Below are 19,233 nucleotides of genomic sequence, written 5' to 3'. Positions count from 1 at the left end.
ATGAGGTAGATTTTTCGGAAAGATTATAGGGCTGTGTATAATAGGTGGAGAAATAAGATGATAAAAAAAAGGAATATAGATTTAAAACTTACAATAAACTGATTATCAACTTATTGATGACTATATTTTAATATTAATATTCCCGAAAGACATGATGATTCAAGCGCTTTACAGCCTGTATATTTGTTGCTTAAGCCCCTACTATTGAAACGAATTATTTTTACCGTTACCAACGACCTTAATTACGACCAGCGTATGCATCGTATTGCAGGCACTTTGGTCAAAGAAGGATATGACGTTTTATTGGTAGGAAGAATAAGAAAAGATAGCACCGAACTATCTCAACAACTATTTCAGCAAAAAAGACTTCGCTGTTTTTGGAATAAGGGGGTCCTATTTTATGCAGAATATAATTTCCGGTTATTGGTATTCCTGCTTTTTCAAAAGACGGATATCATATGTGCAATAGATCTTGACACCATACTTCCCTGCTACATTTCAAGTATACTAAAAAGACAAAAAAGGGTCTACGATGCTCATGAGCTTTTCACTGAGCAATTTGAAATCATACGCAGACCCTTCATAAAAAAATGTTGGCTTTTGATTGAAAAATGGATGGTTAAACGATTTAAAAATGGCTATACCGTGAATGAATTTATTTCGAACTGGCTCTCACAACAATATGGTGTTCAATACGATGTTATCAAAAATCTACCTACTAAAACAACATTACAAAATATTGCAAAAGCAGATTACATTTTATACCAGGGGTCTGTTAATGAAGGTAGATGCTTCGATGAATTAATTGAAGCTATGTTGCAGGTTAATGCCAGATTGGTTATTTGCGGCAACGGTAATTATTACGACTCAGTAAAAGAACTTATCCGCAAATATCAACTTGAAGATAAGGTCGTCCTGAAAGGCAATATTGCCCCGGAGGCACTGAGGGAAGTTACGGAAGCTGCGCTTATAGGCATTACCCTTTTCGACAAAAAAGGACTTAACCAATATCAATCACTCGCGAATCGTTTTTTTGATTACATGATGGCAGGGATACCACAAATTTGCGTTGACTATCCGGAATATAGGTCAATTAATGACAAATATGGATTTGCCCTGCTTGTTGAAGACACAGATACAGATAGTGTCGCCAAAGGATTGAACAAACTGCTCACCGATACTGTTCTGTATAAACAAATAGTCCAAAAAGCACTTAAAGCCAGACTGGAACTAAACTGGGAAACCGAATCAGAAAAATTGATCCAATTTTATCAGAAACTGAATTGAGCGATACACACCTACATATTATTGCCTTTAATGTTCCTTTCCCGGTAGACCAGGGGGGCATTTTTGATGTATTCTATAAAATCAAAGCATTACATGCGCTTGGCATCAAGATTCACCTGCATTGTTTCGATTACGGAAAGGGCGAAGATGCCACCCTCGATAAGTATTGCTACGCTGTTCATTATTATAAAAGACTAAGAGGATTCAATGCGTTTTCGCTAAGCCTGCCCTATATTGTCTCTTCCAGGTATAATAAGCAGTTATTTGATGAGTTATTGAAAGACAATTACCCCATACTAATGGAAGGGGTACATACCAGTTATTTGCTTTTAGATAAGCGTTTTATAAACCGCATTTGTTTGCTGCGCCTGCACAATACAGAATTTAGATACTATAAGGAACTGGCTTCACATGCGAAATCCTTCTTCAGAAAATGTTACTTCCATTGGGAAAGCTACCTATTAAAAGCCTATGAAAAACGCATTGCTAACAAAGCTGTTCTGCTCAGCATAACTGCTACAGATGAAGGGGTTTACAAAACCCTGTTTGGGGCAAAGCGTACTCATACCATTCCTTTATTTCTTGGGGATAACTGGGCGCCAAAAGAGAAAGATCCCAATGGCGCTTACTGCCTTTACCATGGGGATCTTAGCATTGACTCCAACGAGCAAATGGCCATCTGGCTGCTGACAAAAGTATTCAGCAAACTTTCTATTCCGTTTGTTATAGCTGGTAGAAACCCTTCTCCTAAACTGGAGAAGCAGGCGCATGTACTGGGACATACCTGTCTCGTTGCTAATCCAACGGAACATGAAATGCAGGATATGATTACCAAAGCGCATATTAATATTGTACCTTCCCTAACTACTACTGGCATTAAAATCAAACTGGTTAATGCGCTTATTAATGGAAGACATTGTATTAGTAATACGGCCGGAATAAGAGGTTCTGAACTTGACTCAATTTGTACTAAAGCCGATACAGCAGAGGAATTTATTCAGCTTATCACCCAATTATTCTCGCTTCCTTTTTCTTCAGATGAAATGAACAGAAGGATAGCACTAATTCAAACAACCTTTAACAATGAAAAAGGAGCCCGATTTATTCAGGAATTAATGGTTGGCAGTAAATGATTAAGCAGACACATTTGCGCTATCGAGTACTTTTCCTTTCTCCGTTTTCAGAATCCTGGAAGGATAACGATTGATGACAATAAAATCATGCGTAGCCATTATTACGGCTGTACCATAATCCCTTGCGATATGTATCAGCAATTGCATGATTTCGTCACTGGTTTCCGGATCGAGGTTACCGGTAGGTTCATCAGCCAATATTAGTTTAGGCGAATTGAGTAAGGCCCTGGCTATATCTACCCTTTGTTGTTCCCCTCCACTCATTTCAAAGGGCATTTTAAAACCCTTGCTCCTCAACCCCACTTTGTCAAGCACGTCATTGATTTTTTCTTCAATCAGCTTTTCATCCTGCCAGCCTGTTGCCTTTAACACAAAGCGCAGGTTTTCGTGTACATTTCTGTCGGTAAGTAGTTGGAAATCCTGAAATACAACGCCGAGGTTACGACGCAGAAAGGGTACTTTTTTCCAGTCCATATCACGCAGGTTAAACCCTACAACGGATGCACTTCCTTCTGTAAGCGGCAATTCTCCATATAAGGTTTTAAGCAAACTGCTTTTCCCTGTACCTGTTTTACCCACGAGGTACACAAATTCTCCTTTATTTACAGAGAAATTTACGTCTTCCAGGATTAGGTTACCTCCCTGGTAAATCTTGGCGTTATTTATGGCTACTACTGTTTCTGACATGGTTCTAAATTACAATTTCTACTGCTATTCAAAAATAAGTATCAGCAGGTTTTAATCCTGTTAATATTCATAAGTAATTGTTCCTTCTGAGGTAAGTAAGTGCAGACTGGCTTTATCCGCTGCTTCTACCCTGCCCACAATTTTTGCTTCAATACCCAATGATGCAGCTATTTCAATCATAGCTTTGGCAGAATCGGCATCAGTAAACACTTCCAGCCTATGCCCCATATTAAATACCTGATACATTTCCCGCATATCGGCACCCGAATTTTCCCGAATCAGGTTGAATATTGGGGGAATTGTAAAAAGATTGTCTTTGACAATTTTATAGGGTTTTGGCAGGTATTTCATGCATTTCGTCTGTCCGCCCCCGCTACAATGTATCATTCCATGTATCTGATCAAAATAACCGTCTAACAATTGTTTTACCAATGGCGCATAGGTTCTTGTCGGACTCAACAATAATTTACCGATAGACAATTCGCCGAATCCATCAACGGCCAGGGTTTCTGTCATTCGGTTTTTGCCTATATAAACAACTTCATCTGCGAGAGTTGTTTCGTATGTTTCCGGATAAGCTGTTGCATAATGTTTGTTAAGTACGTCGTGTCTGGCACTGGTTAATCCATTACTTCCCAATCCGCTATTATATGCTGCTTCATAAATTGCTTTGCCGGCGCTGGCAAAACCAACAATTACATCTCCTGCAGCAATTTTATCATTGGTAATTAGTTTTTCTTTGGGCCAGCGGCTGGTCATGGTACCATTCACCGCAATAGTGCGCACTACATCACCTACATCTGCTGTTTCTCCACCCAGGTAATGGATATTTACGCCATAAGTTTTCAATTGATCAAAAAAAGCCTGTGTTCCATTGATTACAGCTTGTAATACTTCACCCGGTATGCGAAGTTTATTTCTGTCGATGGTAGAAGAAAATAAAAGCTGATCCGTAACGCCAACGCATAATAAATCGTCGAGGTTCATTGCAACGGCGTCGCGGGCAATTCCTTCCCAAACCGACACATCCCCTGTTTCTCTCCAGTATAAATAGGCAAGAATGCTTTTGGTGCCTGCCCCATCTGCGTGCATGATATTTACATATCCATCATCGTTACAAAGAAAATCTGGATATATCTTACAAAATGCATGGGCATACAATCCCTGATCCAACTTTTGAATTGCTGCATGTACTTCTTCTTTCTGAGCCGAAACACCACGTTGGGAATAGAGAGACATTTTTAATTTGAAAATTTGAAAATTTGAAAATTTGAGAATTGGCGCCCTGCTTATTCTCCTGGCTGCAAAGGTAAGGGTTGAAAAGGGGATTTGGCAATTGAGGCTAGTGTATCTTGATTTTAAAGTCTAAGGCTTGGGACTTGCTGCCTGTAGCTGAAATCACAGATTTCACTACCTTCGTTCCTTTATGAAAGTACATCGTGAACTGGCAGGTTCTTTACCGGAATTCAGGAATGCAGTAGTTACTATCGGCACTTTTGATGGTGTACATAAAGGGCATCAACAGATACTTAAGCAATTAAAAGAAGAAGCTGCGGCTATTGATGGCGAAACCGTAATCATAACTTTCCATCCTCATCCCAGGAAAATTGTTTCTTCTGTACCCGGCGATGTAAAACTTTTGAACACCCTTACGGAAAAAAGAATTTTACTTGAAAAAGCTGGTATTGATCACTTGGTAGTTGTACCATTCGACCACCATTTTGCCAACCAATCTGCAGAAGAATATATCACCGATTTTCTCTACAAATATTTCAAGCCCCACACCATCATTATTGGTTATGATCATCGATTTGGAAAAGGGAGAACGGGAGACTATCAACTACTTGAATCCTTTGGCAAACAATTAGGTTTTAAAGTAAAAGAAATAACCGAACAGTTACTAAATGAAATTGCGGTAAGTTCTACACGCATTCGTAAAGCAATCATTGAAAATGATATTGCCTCAGCAAATGCAGCTTTAGGCTATCCCTATTTTTTTGAAGGGATGGTAATAACTGGTAATCAATTAGGACGAACCATAGGATACCCAACAGCTAATCTGCATATTGGCACCGAAGACAAACTCATTCCGGGGAATGGGGTATATGCGGTTCAAGTTGAAATAGTAAATACCCCTCATACAATTTTCGGTGGCATGATGAACATCGGCCTACGGCCGACAGTTGACGGAAAAAAAAGGGTTATTGAGGTAAATATTTTTGATTTCGATAGTGATATCTATGGTCAAACCCTGCGTATACATGTTTTACAACAATTGAGAAGCGAAGTGAAGTTTGATGGACTGGAAGGGTTAAAGGCACAACTAGCCAAAGATAAATCTGCAGCCATGGAAGCATTGACAATAGCAGGTTTTAGGAGCTAGACCATAGTCCATAGTCCATGGTCCATGGTCTATGGACTATGGTCTAATACCCTAAGCAAATTACGCTACCTGTAATGCCTCCTCAGTTCATCATTTTCACCACCATTTCCTTCATAAGTCCAGCATCAGAAGTTCCTGCATCATGCACGCCTACGCTGCGCAGATTATATTGATGGAGCAATAGCAATGCCCTTTCCACTCCTGAATATTCATATTTTCTGGCGGAACTCATGTAGTCTTTGATGAAGTAAGGGTTTACACCAAGCGAGCTTGCGGCTGTTTTTTCATCTGGATTTTGCAAGCCAAATAACATATACACTTTGCTGAAATAATTATACAATGCCGGGAGTACCTGTTGTATAGGCGCAGCCTTGGGATTGGCCTCGAAATACTGAATGATACGGATTGTTTTGGAGAGGTCTTTTTTTCCGATTGCTTCCTGCAATTCAAAGACATTAAACTCTTTACTAATTCCTATATATTTCTCAATATCATCTTCCGTAATATTCTTTCTTGCACCCAGGTTAACAGCCAGTTTTTCTATTTCATTTTCAATTCTGCTCAGGTCGTTCCCTACATGGTCAACTAAAAGCATTAATGCTTTCTGGTTAATGGTCAGGCCATGTTTTTTTACTACTTCCTGCGTCCATTCCGGCAACTGGCTTTCATAAATTTTCTTAGTAGTGAGCATTTCCCCTTTTGCTTTCAGGGTTTTGGCTAGTTTAGATCGGCCATCTACTTTTTTGTCTTTATAGCTTACAATGAATACCGTGGATTTGAGCGGATTTTCAATATAGGGTTCCAATTTATCAATATCCCGCATCTGTTGTGCCTCTTTCAGTATTACTACCTGCCGATCAGCAAACATGGGATATCGCCTGCAGGCATTTACTACAGCGGCCCAGTCAGCATCTTTTCCGTAGAAAACAGTAAGGTTAAAACCAGCTTCTGATTCAGGCAGGATATGATGTTCGGCATAATCAACCACCTGATCAATAAAATAAGATTCTTCGCCTTCCAGCCAATAAATAGGCTTAAAAGCGCCAATCTTCCATTCTTTTATGATCTTTTCTGCCGACATGGGTGCAAAGATGCTGGATGGTTTATGATTAAAAAAATGACAGGTCGGATAGTTATGAACATAGGTGTTAGGTATTAGGTACTAGGTTTTAAAGTAGGCTAATGGCTAACACCTAACACCTAACACCTAGCACCTAGCACCTAGCACCTAATACCTAATAAATAAGCCACAGGAAACCTTCCCAACTCTATTCTTCAACGCCATTTCCCTGTGCTTATTGCCATCACGACTTTACAATTTCAATATTTTCCGGCTTAAGAAGTGGTTGTTGCAGAAACCGCAGTATTATATTAGCAGTAACAATAACATCCTGCTCACAATATTGCACGATGCGTTTGAGGTTTTTGTCCTTGTAATAAACATCCTGTACCATTGACCCATCCATATCACTTTTGGAACTTTGAATACCCAATACATTTGCCAGCAGGTCCAGGGATATATAGTTTTTATGATCCCCGAATTTCCACCAGTTGAGTGTATCAAACATATTTAGTTCCCAGGGTTTCTTATCCTGTATCCGCAATGAAGAAGGCAATTCCAATCGATTGATTAAGATTCTTCTGCCAATAAACGGAATATCAAATTCACGAATATTATGACCAGCAAACTGAAAACCAGGATTGATCGAGCGCATTTTTTCGCATAAAGAGGTAAAAATTTTCAGTATTTCTACTTCATCATCACCATAAATACTCTTCAATTTTAAGCAACATTGCCCTTTCCCATCCTCATAAAAAAACGCAGTTGAAATACAGATAATACGTCCAAACTCTGCCAGAATTCCTGCCCTTTTTCTGTAAGATTCTTCCAGGGTTTCGCCTTCTGGCACGGTTTTAGATATTTTGTCGCAAAATAGAGATTGCCAGTGAGAATCAAGGCTGGCAAGGGATGATTGACCGGGGACGGTTTCAATATCCAGTAAAAACAAATCCTTGAGCATGCGAAAAAAAATTAAAATTTGTTAACCGAAAACATCAAATATGAATAGCTTCAACACTCCCGACCCAAATGCTGGCACACAGCAAAAAGACAACCGAAAAGTAATTTACGGTATTCTTATTTTAGCCCTTTTGGGCACATGGGCTTATATCTTTTATGATAAGAGCCAGACAAAAGAAACAATCGGGCAACTGGAAACCCGCATTACTAATGTAGACAGCGCCCGCAATGCCATTCAGCAGGAGTTTCTGGAAGTTTCTGCGAAAGCTGATTCTCTAACCCAAAACAATATCCAGTTACAGGGTGCTTTGGCTGACCGCGGTTCTGAAATCCAGAAACTTAAAGGCAGTATCAATAATATTCTTAAGCGTAAGAATGCTTCAGACGCTGAACTGGCTCAGGCCAAACAAATGATTAGTGAATTAAACGGAAAAATCGACGGTCTCTTCGCGGAAATTGAGAAGTTGCAGGGGGAGAATAAGCAGCTTACGGCTGCCAACGAACAACTCAACACCGAAAAAACGCAGCTCACTTCTGATAAAGAGAACCTGCAGCAAAACCTGAGTGCTACGAAAAAAGAATTAGACGAAAAAGTAGATGTTGCCTCTACCCTGCATGCTTCAAACATTGGTATTACAGCCATTGACGTGCGGAACAGCGGTAAAGAAAAAGCTACCACTACATCGAAACGTGCCGATCTGATGCGCATTTCATTTGTACTTGACCCGAATCGAATTGCGGCCAGTGGTGCAAAAGATATTTATGTATGTGTAACTGGACCGGATGGTAAAGTAATTACTGAAGGAACCAAATTTGTTACCCGTGAAGACGGCGAAAAAACTTATACAAGTAAAGTAACCGTGAACTATGAACAGGGTAAGCCAACTCCGGTAAGCTTCGACTGGAAGCAAAGTGATAAATACCAGACTGGTAATTATAAGATTGAAATCTATAATAATGGATTTAAAATCGGAGAAGGAACTAAAACATTGAAGAAAGGCGGTTTATTCAGCTAGATCAATAATATTCAGAGCAAGCAACAGGGGGCACCGAATGGTGCCCTTCTTTTTTACCACTTCCTTTTATGCTTTAATTAGCTTAAAAGCCTGCCCCCTTTTCATTATCTTCATCAAAAAAAAATCTTTTATGCGAATTAACTGGCGAATTGTTTTGGTGATCATAGCGATCATTCTCGTCAGTGGAACTATTTTTTATTCGCAGTATGTTTCAGGAAAAATTGCTTCTGAAGAGAGAAAATATGTAACTGTATGGGTTGAAGCACAGAGATCTATATTAAATACACCTGATACAGCCAGTTTAAATCTTGCAACTTTTATTTCTTTTGAGAATAAAGAGATTCCCATTATTGAAACAACTGAAAAAGATAGCATAACCGGCAATTACAAAAACCTGGATAGCAACTTAGTGCAGGATAACCCTACCTACCTTTCTTCAAAACTTAAAGAATTCCGTCGCTATAATAATAAACCGATTGTACTTGTTATCAGGGATAGTCCATATACCGCCAACCATTACTATTATGGACAGAGTAAGCTATTGAAAGAAGCGAAACTCTACCCTCTAATTCAATTGGTTATTGTTGCTTTATTTATTGCCATTGCAATCATGGCTGTGCAGTCGCATTACAAAGGTGCACAGAACCAGTTATGGGCATCTATGGCCAGAGAAACAGCACACCAGCTAGGCACACCTGTTTCTAGTCTGGAAGGATGGCTTGAGATACTGAAACAGAATAAGGAAAACGAAAAGATAGTCCCGGAAATAACAAAAGATGTAAACCGACTCTTGCTCATAACGGATCGTTTTGGGAAAATAGGCAGTCAACCAAAACTGGAAGCAGGTAATCCATACGAACAGATTGAACAAATGATCCTTTACATGAAAAAAAGATCAGGGGCTCAGGTTCAATTTGAGTTTCATCCTGCTCCTCTTTCGCAACACCCCTTATTAAGTGCCCCTCTGTTCGATTGGGTAATTGAAAACCTGATCAAAAATGCATTGGATGCCATGGAAGGAAAGGGCTTAATCCGGATCGAATCGCAGATTACTGCTGATGGATTAATGATCGATGTTACAGACACTGGAAAAGGTATACAGACTTCAAACCTGAATAAAGTATTCAAACCTGGTTTTACCACCAAAAAAAGAGGATGGGGCTTAGGTCTGCCCTTAAGCAAACGAATTATGGAAGAATACCACAATGGTAAATTATTTGTAAAATGGAGCGAAGCAGGAAAAGGTACTTGCTTCCGGCTTATTCTACCTCTTCCACCAAAGGCATAACTGATTCCCCAAAACAACTCATTGCAGCATACCATTGATGCAATGATTGTGGCGTTGCTGTTTCAACATACAGGTTTGCTTCACGGCAATAGTTCAGTAATTCTGTTTCTACTGACCGTAAATCTGCATTAGATGATTGTTGCCCCAACTTATGCAAACAACTGTTCATCCTCGAAAGTTTTTCATCCGAAAGATGATCAAACGCATGTTGTTGTAATAATTGTCCGGCAGCATTCACCAATAATTGGTAAGAAGAATTTTTCATACACTTTTGTTTGCTGCAAGTGACTACAGTAATATCACCATAGAATGATTAAATTGTAAAGGAATTGTTACCCGATTTTTTTGTGTATAATCTGTGAATTTTGAATATTCCTATTGTTTGCAATATCTGGCAGGAAACTGATCTGCCACATCTGTTATCCTACCTGCATCACCTTGACCATGAAACCAGAGAACGTTTTGCACCGCATGCGTTTAACCTGCAAACTTTAATTGAACTATTTCATCATCCATCCTATGAAGGATATTTATTGATAGAATCTGAAAGTAGTTTCATCATAGGATATGCCATTATCCATCATGGATATTTCGAGCATGATCTCAGTCGGTATAATCAGTATACCCTGCTGAACCATAATTACTCCTCTGCAATGTATGCCCCTTCGCTTGCTTCTGAATGGAGGGGGAAAGGGGTTGGTAAACTGTTTTGGCAGTTTATTCAGACAGACCTACAACAAAAGCAAATTAAACAGGTATTACTCTGGGGTGGTGTACAGGCCAAAAATGAAATAGCCGTCAGGTATTATTATTCGCTTGGTTTTCAGATGCTTGGTAAGTTTGAAATGAATGGCAAAGACAATATTGATATGGTTAAACTATTATAAATACTATCAAACAGGCGAAAAACCGTAATTTGCATCTTATTTGAATTTTGCAAATCAATGGAACCGACAACTATCAAAACTTTTTATAAAGAAATTTTCGGAGGCGCCTGCCCGGAAATAGACAAAATGTTAGATGCCAATGATGGGATAGATATCGGGCATTTTAATGTGTTTGATATCAGTAAATTACATGCAACCTGTTCCACAAAGGCCAAAATGCCTTATAACAGAAGAACTTATTATAAAATAAGTCTTATCAATGGCAGAAACAGAGTCGACTATGCAGATCGCACCATTGAAATAGAGGAGCATGCCATATTATTTGCCACACCTAAGTTACCTTATAGTTATACTCCCCTTGACTCAGATCAGTCCGGACATTTTTGTGTATTTACGCATGCTTTCATATCGAAATCAAATGCCGGAATTTTAATAGATGAAATCCCGATTTTCAAACCAGGAAGCGATTTTGTATATGAAATCTCTGCGTCCCAGGCTGCTGATTTTGAAGCCATTTACAGGAAAATGCACCTTGAAATGAGCTCGGACTATGCATTTAAATATGATCTTTTAAGGAATTATGTGTTAGAATTAATTCACAATGGACAGAAACTAAAACCCATTTCTTCTACAGGCAACAGTATTAATGCCTCGAGCCGTATTTCTGCTTTGTTTATTGAATTATTGGAGCGGCAGTTTCCCATAGAAAACAATACCCAGGTACTCGCACTTAGAACGGCAAAAGATTATGCGGACACTTTAAGTGTTCATGTTAACCACCTCAATAAAGTATTAAAAGACTTTACCGGCCGAACCACTACTGAAATCATTGGCAGCAGGATTGCCCAGGAAGCCAAATTACTGCTAAGGCAAACTAATTGGAACATTTCCGAAATTGCCACTAGTCTCGGATTCGAAGAAGTGGCTCATTTTTCCAACTTTTTTAAGAAACACAGCAATATGTCGCCATTGCATTATCGGGAGCAATTATTTGATATTTACAAATAATAGACTGATTCTTGCAACAAGCCCTGGCTATTATGTACGCAATTTTGTGTTGTAATAAAAAAACATAAAATGACTCGTACAACAAAGATTGCCCTGGTAACTGGCGGAAGTCGCGGTTTGGGCAAAAGCATGGCCATAGAGCTGGCAAAAAAGGGATTGGATGTAATCATCACTTACCAGAAGCAGGTTACAGATGCTGAAAAATTGGTAGCAGAAATTAATCAAACAGGTAGAAAAGCTGCTGCTTTGCAATTAGATGTGGCACAATCAGGCAGTTTTGATGCATTCGTTGATTCCGTTAAACATACTTTGCAAACAAGTTTCCAGACGGATAAATTAGATTTCCTGGTTAATAATGCAGGCTCGGGAGTACATGCCGATTTTGGACAAACAACAGAGGAACAGTTTGATAGCATGATGAATATTCACCTGAAAGCGCCTTTCTTCCTTACACAAAAATTATTACCCCTGATAAATGATGGTGGTGGAATTGTAAATATTTCATCAGGACTGACAAGGTTTACCTATACCGGTTACGATGCCTATTCTACAATGAAAGGTGGAGTAGAAACACTTACAAAATACCAGGCAAAATACCTGGGCGATAGAAAAATCAGGGTTAATGTGGTTGCACCTGGTGCTATAGAAACAGATTTTGGCGGTGGTACAATAAGGGACAATAAAGAACTAAACGACTATATTGCCTCTCTTACTGCTTTAGGACGTGTTGGTTTACCAGATGATATTGGAACCGTTGTAGCTTTCCTTTGTACAGATGATGCTAAATGGGTAAATGCGCAGCGTATTGAGGTTGCTGGTGGTATACATATCTAAATGGTTGAAAATTAGTCCCTCTTTTCTTGTGTATTTATACTTCATAAAACTGATGAATAAAATTTATTCATTCAGATTTGATGGCTCTTATTATTTTTTACAATAATTTGAGGTAAACAAGTACACATGAGAAGGGGGATTTTATTTTTAGTAAGCATAATTGGAGTTTGTGCGATTTCACTTGGACAGCAAAAATTACCAAACACTTTACTCTGGAAAATAAGCGGAAAGGGATTGGCAAAACCATCCTATTTATTCGGCTCCATTCATTTATCTGATGAACGGGTATTCAATCTCGGCGATTCAGTATACCAGGCAATTGCAAAAACAGATGGTTTAGCTATTGAAATAAATCCCGATGAAATCGGTGCTTATGCTATAAAAGAATTCATGGGAGCAGAGGAAACAAACGCAAAAAAAATTGTTGACATCCTTCCCTCTGAATCATTTAAGGAATACGCAGCATTACTTGAAAAAAAACTGGGCAAACCCGCGAAAGACATTACCACCGTTGATGTGCTTAATGGTAAAAACAAGTGGATGTCTAACTATATGACAGAAGGAAGCATGTCCAGCTTTCTTGATGCCTGGCTATATCAATTGGCCAGAAAGCAAGGCAAATGGTTGGGAGGTATTGAAGATATTCAAGACTATGAATCGGCCAAGGATGGAACTTTTGGTATTACAGACATCAAAGAATTACTATTAACAGATGAGAAACCACAGATAGATAAATCAATTGAAACAATAATCAATATTTACCTGAGACAGAATATTGATTCTATAGAAATGAGCATGCGTACACCAGACAGCAGTGGTTTTGAGAAATCGATGGTACGCAGGAATATTAAAATGGCAAGACGCATTGATAGCTTAATGCAAATTCGCACGATGTTTTTTACGGTTGGGAGCGCACATTTATCTGGGATGTATGGGCTAATTAATCTTTTAAGAAACAAAGGATTTATACTTGAGCCCGTGTATTCTTCATCTTATATACATGCAAAAAAATACCAGGTTAAAGAAAAACCCATTGAATGGACAGAAGTTAAACACAAGAATTACCGATTCTTAACCCAGGGAAATCCCGCCTTTACAAAAATGTATGGCATCATGGACATGCATTTTTATTTCGATATTGCTGAATTTGCTGCATATACCATTTTTTCAATCCCCATTAATCTATCGAATAGAAACAAGGATTCACTGCTTAATCAGATGCGGGATAATATTTTTGGAGAATCCGGAGAACCAACTGAAGAAAAATTCTCAAGGAGTGGTTATGAAGGTAAAGAATATACAATGGACGAAGATGGACAGTACATGCGCATACAGATGGTTCCGTATGAGAACATGTTATTAATGGCAATGGTGAATGGTCAAAATCCAGCAAAAATTTCACCAGAAAATATCAGAAAGTTCTTTAACAGTATTGAAATATATCCTGTCACCACCGCACAGATTGACTCAAGTTCGTTCTATCATTTTAGTATTAACAAAAACGGCCTATCTTTTACAAGTCCTACTAACCTTGAATACAGTTCCTTATTAAGCGAAAAATCAACTTCAAAAATCTGGAAAGGCACGGTATATGGTGGAGCTGATGATATAACTGGTTCTTATATTTTCTATTACCTGAGTGAAGCTCAACCAGGTTATTATGTGCAAGACAATAATCAATTAGAAACAGAATGGTATAAATCTTTAAAAAATGAGTATGCCAACCTGTCCATGAAAGACTCCTTAATTAATGGAAATAAAGTAAAAATATATCAGGGAGATAGAAACAATTACAATGATCAAAGAATTCGTGCGGTTTCTACCATACAATACGGCAAGAGACATATGGTTGCGGTAGTCACAAGTAATGCCATGTTTCAATCTCCCAGGATCGATACCATTTTTCAAACATTTGCGTTTCATCCACCGGTATTCAAAACATGGGAACTACAGCAAGCTTCAGATAATTCATTTAGAACTTTTGGGCCAGGCACTTTTCAATTAAATCCTGAACAAGACAATACACAACCGGTATTTATTTCCTATGATACTGCTACTTCCTATTCGATTTTATTCCTAAGAGACACATTAAGCCAATACACTTCATACAGGAATCGTAACGAAATATGGGAAACCCATAAGCCTACTTTAGGTAACGACATGAGCATTGAAAAAGAAGTTACTTCAGACAATAAAGAATCTATCAGCCGCGAATGGCTGATAAAAATAGCTGGTTCAGACAAACAATTCAAAGCAAAATTTATCATAAATGGGAACATCTTATATAAAATATTTGCTTTTGCTGACCCTCAATACCTGAAAACAGAAAATGTTGAAAAAGCTTTCAATAATTATACATTTACAACCAAGGGCGACCCGAATTGGATTTTTATCCCGAAGACCAGCCAGTTAATAAAAGATCTTGAGAGCACTGAGAATGATATAAGAGCCGCAGCATATCAATATTTAAACGACAACGATATTCATTCAGCAAAAGACACTACTGCTCTTGCTGACAAATTATTAACAGTTTACTTAAATCCGTATTCAGACAATCCATCAGGACTAATAAACATCGCTATCGGCAAAGCATTAGGTAAACTTAATGAGCCCCTATTATTATCCACTATTGAGAGTAAGTATAAAAAACTTGACCCATTAACCGACAACGAACTTATACAATCCACACTCGCGATTTTAGCCAAACAACAATCTGCAAATAGCCATCAATTACTTGCAAAGTTAATCCCACAAAAGGAAGTCAAAGTTAGACCGGGCTATAACGTTTCTACTGGATTAACAAATAACAAGATCCTATTCAAACAACACTTATCGCTCTTCATCCCATTTATAACAGATAGCATTTGGGGGCCAACAGTTGTATCTGTATTACAAGACTTATACGACAGCAGTTATTTATCAAAGGAGGAATTAAAAACACTGAGCGTTCCATTACTAAAACATGCCGACATGATTTATCATGAATTACTGCAGGCAGATAGTACTGATTATATGGGAGAAGCTTACAGTATTGCCTATTTATTGAGTAAAACAGACATTAAGGAGGCATTGGATATGGCATCTAAATTTACAAACACAAAAAACAGATACCTAAAGAATAATATTGCGATTATGCTCCTGTCTGCCGACATCAATATACCCTCTAATGTTTTAACCGATATTGCTAAATTTCAGGGCACCCGTCTGGATTTATACTATGCGCTTCAGGAACAAAAAAAGGAATCCTTATATCCACCAGCATTCCTTACTCAACGACTATTTGCCGATGCTGCAATTTTCAAAGAAGCAACTTATGATTATGACGAAGAAGATGTTGAAATAAAGTTTCATGGTATTCAAACAAGTAAATTTCAGGATACTGTTTATATGTTCTACTTATACAAAGTAACCTTTAAGGAAGAGGAAGGCAAATCCACTTATCTTGGTATAGCGGGTGGTTATAAATTAGGCAGTAAAATGGTTACAACAGCAAAAGAACTAACCGGCATTTATTATGATGATGTAATAGGAGACAATGATATTAAAACAGTACTGGAAACCTATCTCAAGAACTTAGATAAAAATGAAGAAAATGAGGATGAATAAATAACAAAACAAAGGGCTCCGGATAAAAGAGCCCTTTGTTTTGTTATTTATTCATTATTTCAAATTAATTCGTTTGTCTTTTTACCGACCCACCGCTACTAACACTGATGTTTCGAATCAGTCCGTCTCCTTTAAATCGCACATAACCACCACTGCTGGCTTCAGCGGAAATTTCTTTTGTTACGGTTACCTGAACCCCACCTCCACTACTAACATCAGCCTTACAGTTGGTTACAGAAAAATCATAGCCTCGGAATATACCACCACTACTGCCATCTACAGACAATGCATTTGCAGTACCCGATATGGTAATACTACCACCACTACTTACGTCGGCTGATAGTCTATCCAGATTTAATGATTTTGCCTGTATAGATCCGCCACTGCTGGCATCGAGCCCATCCAGTTCGGTATAGGATACATACACAACTATTTTCCAGTTTCTTCTCTTCTCCCAAAATCTCCAGCTATCATTCTCTCTTGAAATCTTTAGTTCACCATTTGAAACAACTGTTCTTACCTTATCCAGCAGATCTGCATCACTTGCAGTAACGGCCAGTTCTGGCTTACTTCCCTTGGTTAGGACCACCTGTATCCCAGCAGAAGTTTTAACGGCATGAAATGAACCTACACTTCTTTTTTGCACATGTTCACCTGTTACTACTTCCTGACCAAGGGCAAAGGAAAATAACAGACCAATTGCCATCAGGCTTGTAAATACCTTTTTCATGAATTATTGATTTTTTTAGGTGTAACGGATGGTCAGAAAAAAAGTTACAGCTTTTAAGCCAGAGATACGCGATAATTGTTGTCGGGGGAAATAAAGCTTCTAGCCACTAGCTGCTAGCTGCTAGCTTTTTTCGGTATGAATTCAACCATCTACAATCATACATAAGGTTATTAAATATTTATTTTAAGTGGGATTTTCACAAAGCAAACTAGCAAGCCCTTTCCTTTATTCAAATAATAGCAGAAAATCTAAAACAAGCAACAATCTAGTCTTGCAGCTAGAGGCTAGAAGCTCGCAGCTCAAAGCTAAATTCAGCTACCTATCGTAAAACAACTGCTCCCAGGGCTGGCAAATGCACTTTTAACTGGTAGCATTTAGTGGCTTTATCAACCAGTTTTGACTTTATTTCCGGATTATAAACATCCCCGGTTCCCCAGAACGATTTATCATCGCTGTTAAATATTTCCTTCCATGTTCCTTTCCCATTTACATATACTTCCCAATCATTTCGAACTACAGGGGTAACATTTAGTATTACCAATACATCGTCTTTAGGCTTCTTTCCTTTTCTTTTATATACCATTACAGATTCACTGCGGTGGTTGAGGTCAACCCATTCGAAACCATCGGGAGTAAACTGATTTTCATATAATGCGGGCTCTGTGCGATATAGTTCATTGAGTTTTTGAACGCAGTATTTCATGCCACCATGACTAACAAACTGTAGCAGCTCCCATTGCAATTCGCTTTTGTAGTTCCACTCATTTGTTGCTGCAAATTCATTCCCCATGAATAATAGCTTTGCGCCTGGGTGTGTAAACATATAAGTATAGAGAATCCGCAGGTTGGCAAATTTCTGCCATTCGTCGCCCGGCATTTTATACAACATCGGACTCTTACCATGCACTACTTCATCGTGACTAAGCGGAAGCATAAAATTTTCATCATAGAAATACATCATACTAAATGAAAACTTATCCTGGTGAAACTGCCGGTAAATCGGATCCATCTTGAAATAATCAAGTGTATCATGCATCCACCCCATCATCCATTTCATGCCAAAGCCAAGTCCGTCTTCGAATGTAGGTTTGCTGATTTTTGGCCAATCGGTTGCTTCTTCAGCTATTGTCTGGATTTCGGGGAAGTCGCGGTATAATGTTTCATTCAGGTCTTTTATAAACGCAATAGCTTCGAGGTTACCGTTACCTCCAAATTCATTGGGTTCCCATTGCCCTTTGTTGCGGCTATAATCCAAACGAAGCATGGAACTTACTGCATCAACCCGAATTCCGTCTGTATGAAATCGATCGCACCAAAACCTGGCACTGCTGATCAGGAAGGATTTAACTTCCCCTCTTTTATAGTTGAAAATATAAGAGTTCCAATCGGGATGATAGCCCTTTCTCATATCTGCATATTCGTAGGTATGGGTACCGTCGAACATAAATAGTCCATGGGAATCATAAGGAAAATGTGATGGAACCCAATCGAGGATTACACCAATATCTGCCTGGTGAAATGCATCTACCAGTGCTGCATAATCTTGCGGTGTACCAAACCGGGATGTGGGTGCAAAATAGCCTGCTCCCTGGTATCCCCAACTACCATCGAATGGATGTTCCATTACAGGCATGAATTCAACATGCGTAAAACCCATTTCTTTTACATACGGAACGAGTCTTTCTGCAATTTGCTGATAGGAATTATACGATTCTTCATTGTTTTTGTCTGGCCGCATCCAACTGGCCAGGTGTACTTCATAAACAGACCATGGTGCATTTAAGGAATTGCTCTTTTTACGTTTTTTCATCCAGTCCTGATCGTTCCACAGATAATCCGTTTGCCAGGTTATAGATGCAGTATCGGGTCTTTTCTCCCAGAAATGAGCATAAGGGTCGCCTTTATCTAACTTAATGCCTTTATAACCGTGTATATGATATTTATACGCTTCTCCTTGTTGCAAATGCGGTATAAACCCTTCCCAAATACCTGAATTATCTAACCGTACTTTCAAGGGATGGGCTGTTTTGTTCCAATCATTAAAATACCCTGTAACACTTACGTAAGTGGCATTGGGTGCCCATACTGCAAAATAAGTTCCCGGGGTATCTAACACTTCAAGCTGCTTATTACCAAAAAAATCATAGAGTCTGTAATGAGTACCCATTTGAAAATTCCTGACATCTTCATCTGTAAATAAAGAGTAGTTCCATACTGTTTGATTGGTATCCACAAAATGTATTGCTTCGTATTTCTTCTCAGTTTTTACAACTTTCTCTTCCTTTCCTGCTGCCTTGTCTGAAGCACTGGTAATATCTTTTTTCGACATATTTTTTTTATTGCTCATAAGACAT

At 38.6% G+C, this 19,233-nt stretch carries 16 protein-coding genes; 9 read left to right on the top strand and 7 right to left on the bottom strand.

Annotation, left to right across the window (positions count from 1 at the left end; genetic code table 11):
• The first annotated feature begins 204 nt into the window (after nt 1-204).
• Together ACH30E_RS05880 and ACH30E_RS05875 are read left to right on the top strand one after the other, a co-directional pair.
• A complete protein-coding gene (locus ACH30E_RS05880; protein ID WP_490824019.1) occupies nt 205-1,287 on the top strand; it encodes a glycosyltransferase family 4 protein in 1,083 nt (360 codons plus the stop codon).
• Nucleotides 1,284-2,420, top strand: a complete 1,137-nt coding sequence (locus ACH30E_RS05875; protein WP_490824018.1) for a glycosyltransferase — start codon at nt 1,284-1,286, stop codon at nt 2,418-2,420. Before ACH30E_RS05880 ends, ACH30E_RS05875 begins: the two co-directional genes overlap by 4 nt.
• Here the strand turns inward: ACH30E_RS05875 and ACH30E_RS05870 are convergent, their stop codons facing one another.
• A complete protein-coding gene (locus ACH30E_RS05870; RefSeq protein WP_294995777.1) occupies nt 2,421-3,107 on the bottom strand; it encodes a cell division ATP-binding protein FtsE in 687 nt (228 codons plus the stop codon).
• Nucleotides 3,108-3,167: 60 nt separating this feature from the next.
• Nucleotides 3,168-4,346: an AIR synthase related protein gene (locus ACH30E_RS05865; RefSeq protein WP_490824017.1), complete on the bottom strand. Its 1,179-nt coding sequence runs from the start codon at nt 4,344-4,346 to the stop codon at nt 3,168-3,170.
• Nucleotides 4,347-4,533: 187 nt separating this feature from the next.
• On the opposite strand from ACH30E_RS05865, the gene ACH30E_RS05860 reads away from it, so the two are divergent.
• A complete protein-coding gene (locus tag ACH30E_RS05860; protein WP_490824016.1) occupies nt 4,534-5,490 on the top strand; it encodes a bifunctional riboflavin kinase/FAD synthetase in 957 nt (318 codons plus the stop codon).
• 82 nt (nt 5,491-5,572) lie between these two features.
• Here the strand turns inward: ACH30E_RS05860 and holA are convergent, their stop codons facing one another.
• Both holA and ACH30E_RS05850 read right to left on the bottom strand, forming a co-directional pair.
• Nucleotides 5,573-6,571: a DNA polymerase III subunit delta gene (gene holA / locus ACH30E_RS05855; RefSeq protein ID WP_490824015.1), complete on the bottom strand. Its 999-nt coding sequence runs from the start codon at nt 6,569-6,571 to the stop codon at nt 5,573-5,575.
• A gap of 223 nt (nt 6,572-6,794) precedes the next feature.
• A complete protein-coding gene (locus tag ACH30E_RS05850) occupies nt 6,795-7,511 on the bottom strand; it encodes a ribonuclease H-like domain-containing protein (protein WP_490824014.1) in 717 nt (238 codons plus the stop codon).
• 40 nt (nt 7,512-7,551) lie between these two features.
• Between ACH30E_RS05850 and ACH30E_RS05845 the strand changes: the two genes are divergently transcribed.
• Nucleotides 7,552-8,526, top strand: coding sequence for a DUF8428 domain-containing protein (locus ACH30E_RS05845; protein ID WP_294995762.1), 975 nt, complete (start codon nt 7,552-7,554; stop codon nt 8,524-8,526).
• 130 nt (nt 8,527-8,656) lie between these two features.
• On the top strand, nt 8,657-9,814 hold the full coding sequence (locus ACH30E_RS05840) for a sensor histidine kinase (protein ID WP_490824013.1): 1,158 nt from the start codon (nt 8,657-8,659) through the stop codon (nt 9,812-9,814).
• Here ACH30E_RS05840 and ACH30E_RS05835 read toward each other — a convergent pair.
• The gene (locus ACH30E_RS05835) at nt 9,786-10,079 is read right to left on the bottom strand and encodes a hypothetical protein (protein WP_294995756.1); all 294 of its coding nucleotides are present in this window, start codon (nt 10,077-10,079) and stop codon (nt 9,786-9,788) included. The genes ACH30E_RS05840 and ACH30E_RS05835 overlap by 29 nt on opposite strands.
• 100 nt (nt 10,080-10,179) lie before the next feature.
• Between ACH30E_RS05835 and ACH30E_RS05830 the strand changes: the two genes are divergently transcribed.
• The 4 genes from ACH30E_RS05830 to ACH30E_RS05815 all read left to right on the top strand — a co-directional run bounded on the left by ACH30E_RS05830 (nt 10,180) and on the right by ACH30E_RS05815 (nt 16,149).
• Nucleotides 10,180-10,701 carry a GNAT family N-acetyltransferase gene (locus ACH30E_RS05830; RefSeq protein WP_490824012.1) on the top strand — a complete coding sequence of 174 codons (522 nt, stop codon included), beginning with the start codon at nt 10,180-10,182 and terminating at the stop codon, nt 10,699-10,701.
• A gap of 57 nt (nt 10,702-10,758) precedes the next feature.
• A complete protein-coding gene (locus ACH30E_RS05825) occupies nt 10,759-11,709 on the top strand; it encodes a helix-turn-helix domain-containing protein (RefSeq protein ID WP_490824011.1) in 951 nt (316 codons plus the stop codon).
• A gap of 69 nt (nt 11,710-11,778) precedes the next feature.
• Complete coding sequence (locus tag ACH30E_RS05820; protein ID WP_294995747.1) at nt 11,779-12,543, top strand: SDR family NAD(P)-dependent oxidoreductase; 765 nt, start codon at nt 11,779-11,781, stop codon at nt 12,541-12,543.
• A gap of 126 nt (nt 12,544-12,669) precedes the next feature.
• The gene (locus ACH30E_RS05815) at nt 12,670-16,149 is read left to right on the top strand and encodes a TraB/GumN family protein (RefSeq protein WP_490824010.1); all 3,480 of its coding nucleotides are present in this window, start codon (nt 12,670-12,672) and stop codon (nt 16,147-16,149) included.
• A 64-nt stretch (nt 16,150-16,213) separates the two neighbouring features.
• Here ACH30E_RS05815 and ACH30E_RS05810 read toward each other — a convergent pair whose 3' ends face one another.
• Both ACH30E_RS05810 and glgB read right to left on the bottom strand, forming a co-directional pair.
• Nucleotides 16,214-16,879: a head GIN domain-containing protein gene (locus ACH30E_RS05810; RefSeq protein ID WP_490824009.1), complete on the bottom strand. Its 666-nt coding sequence runs from the start codon at nt 16,877-16,879 to the stop codon at nt 16,214-16,216.
• Nucleotides 16,880-17,198: 319 nt separating this feature from the next.
• Nucleotides 17,199-19,226: a 1,4-alpha-glucan branching protein GlgB gene (gene glgB, locus ACH30E_RS05805; RefSeq protein WP_294995740.1), complete on the bottom strand. Its 2,028-nt coding sequence runs from the start codon at nt 19,224-19,226 to the stop codon at nt 17,199-17,201.
• Between the last annotated feature and the right edge of the window lie 7 nt (nt 19,227-19,233).

Source organism: Sediminibacterium sp. FW305-C-61, from assembly GCF_058231065.1.
This window is presented reverse-complemented; position numbering and strand designations above follow the sequence as displayed.

Excerpts from the sequence above, each read along its gene's own strand:
- ACH30E_RS05870 (WP_294995777.1), bottom strand. The coding sequence starts at position 3,107 with ATGTCAGAAACAGTAGTAGCCATAAATAACGCCAAGATTTACCAGGGA.
- ACH30E_RS05865 (WP_490824017.1), bottom strand. The coding sequence starts at position 4,346 with ATGTCTCTCTATTCCCAACGTGGTGTTTCGGCTCAGAAAGAAGAAGTA.
- ACH30E_RS05860 (WP_490824016.1), top strand. The coding sequence starts at position 4,534 with ATGAAAGTACATCGTGAACTGGCAGGTTCTTTACCGGAATTCAGGAAT.
- holA (WP_490824015.1), bottom strand. The coding sequence starts at position 6,571 with ATGTCGGCAGAAAAGATCATAAAAGAATGGAAGATTGGCGCTTTTAAG.
- ACH30E_RS05850 (WP_490824014.1), bottom strand. The coding sequence starts at position 7,511 with ATGCTCAAGGATTTGTTTTTACTGGATATTGAAACCGTCCCCGGTCAA.
- ACH30E_RS05845 (WP_294995762.1), top strand. The coding sequence starts at position 7,552 with ATGAATAGCTTCAACACTCCCGACCCAAATGCTGGCACACAGCAAAAA.
- ACH30E_RS05840 (WP_490824013.1), top strand. The coding sequence starts at position 8,657 with ATGCGAATTAACTGGCGAATTGTTTTGGTGATCATAGCGATCATTCTC.
- ACH30E_RS05835 (WP_294995756.1), bottom strand. The coding sequence starts at position 10,079 with ATGAAAAATTCTTCTTACCAATTATTGGTGAATGCTGCCGGACAATTA.
- ACH30E_RS05825 (WP_490824011.1), top strand. The coding sequence starts at position 10,759 with ATGGAACCGACAACTATCAAAACTTTTTATAAAGAAATTTTCGGAGGC.
- ACH30E_RS05820 (WP_294995747.1), top strand. The coding sequence starts at position 11,779 with ATGACTCGTACAACAAAGATTGCCCTGGTAACTGGCGGAAGTCGCGGT.
- ACH30E_RS05815 (WP_490824010.1), top strand. The coding sequence starts at position 12,670 with ATGAGAAGGGGGATTTTATTTTTAGTAAGCATAATTGGAGTTTGTGCG.
- ACH30E_RS05810 (WP_490824009.1), bottom strand. The coding sequence starts at position 16,879 with ATGAAAAAGGTATTTACAAGCCTGATGGCAATTGGTCTGTTATTTTCC.
- glgB (WP_294995740.1), bottom strand. The coding sequence starts at position 19,226 with ATGAGCAATAAAAAAAATATGTCGAAAAAAGATATTACCAGTGCTTCA.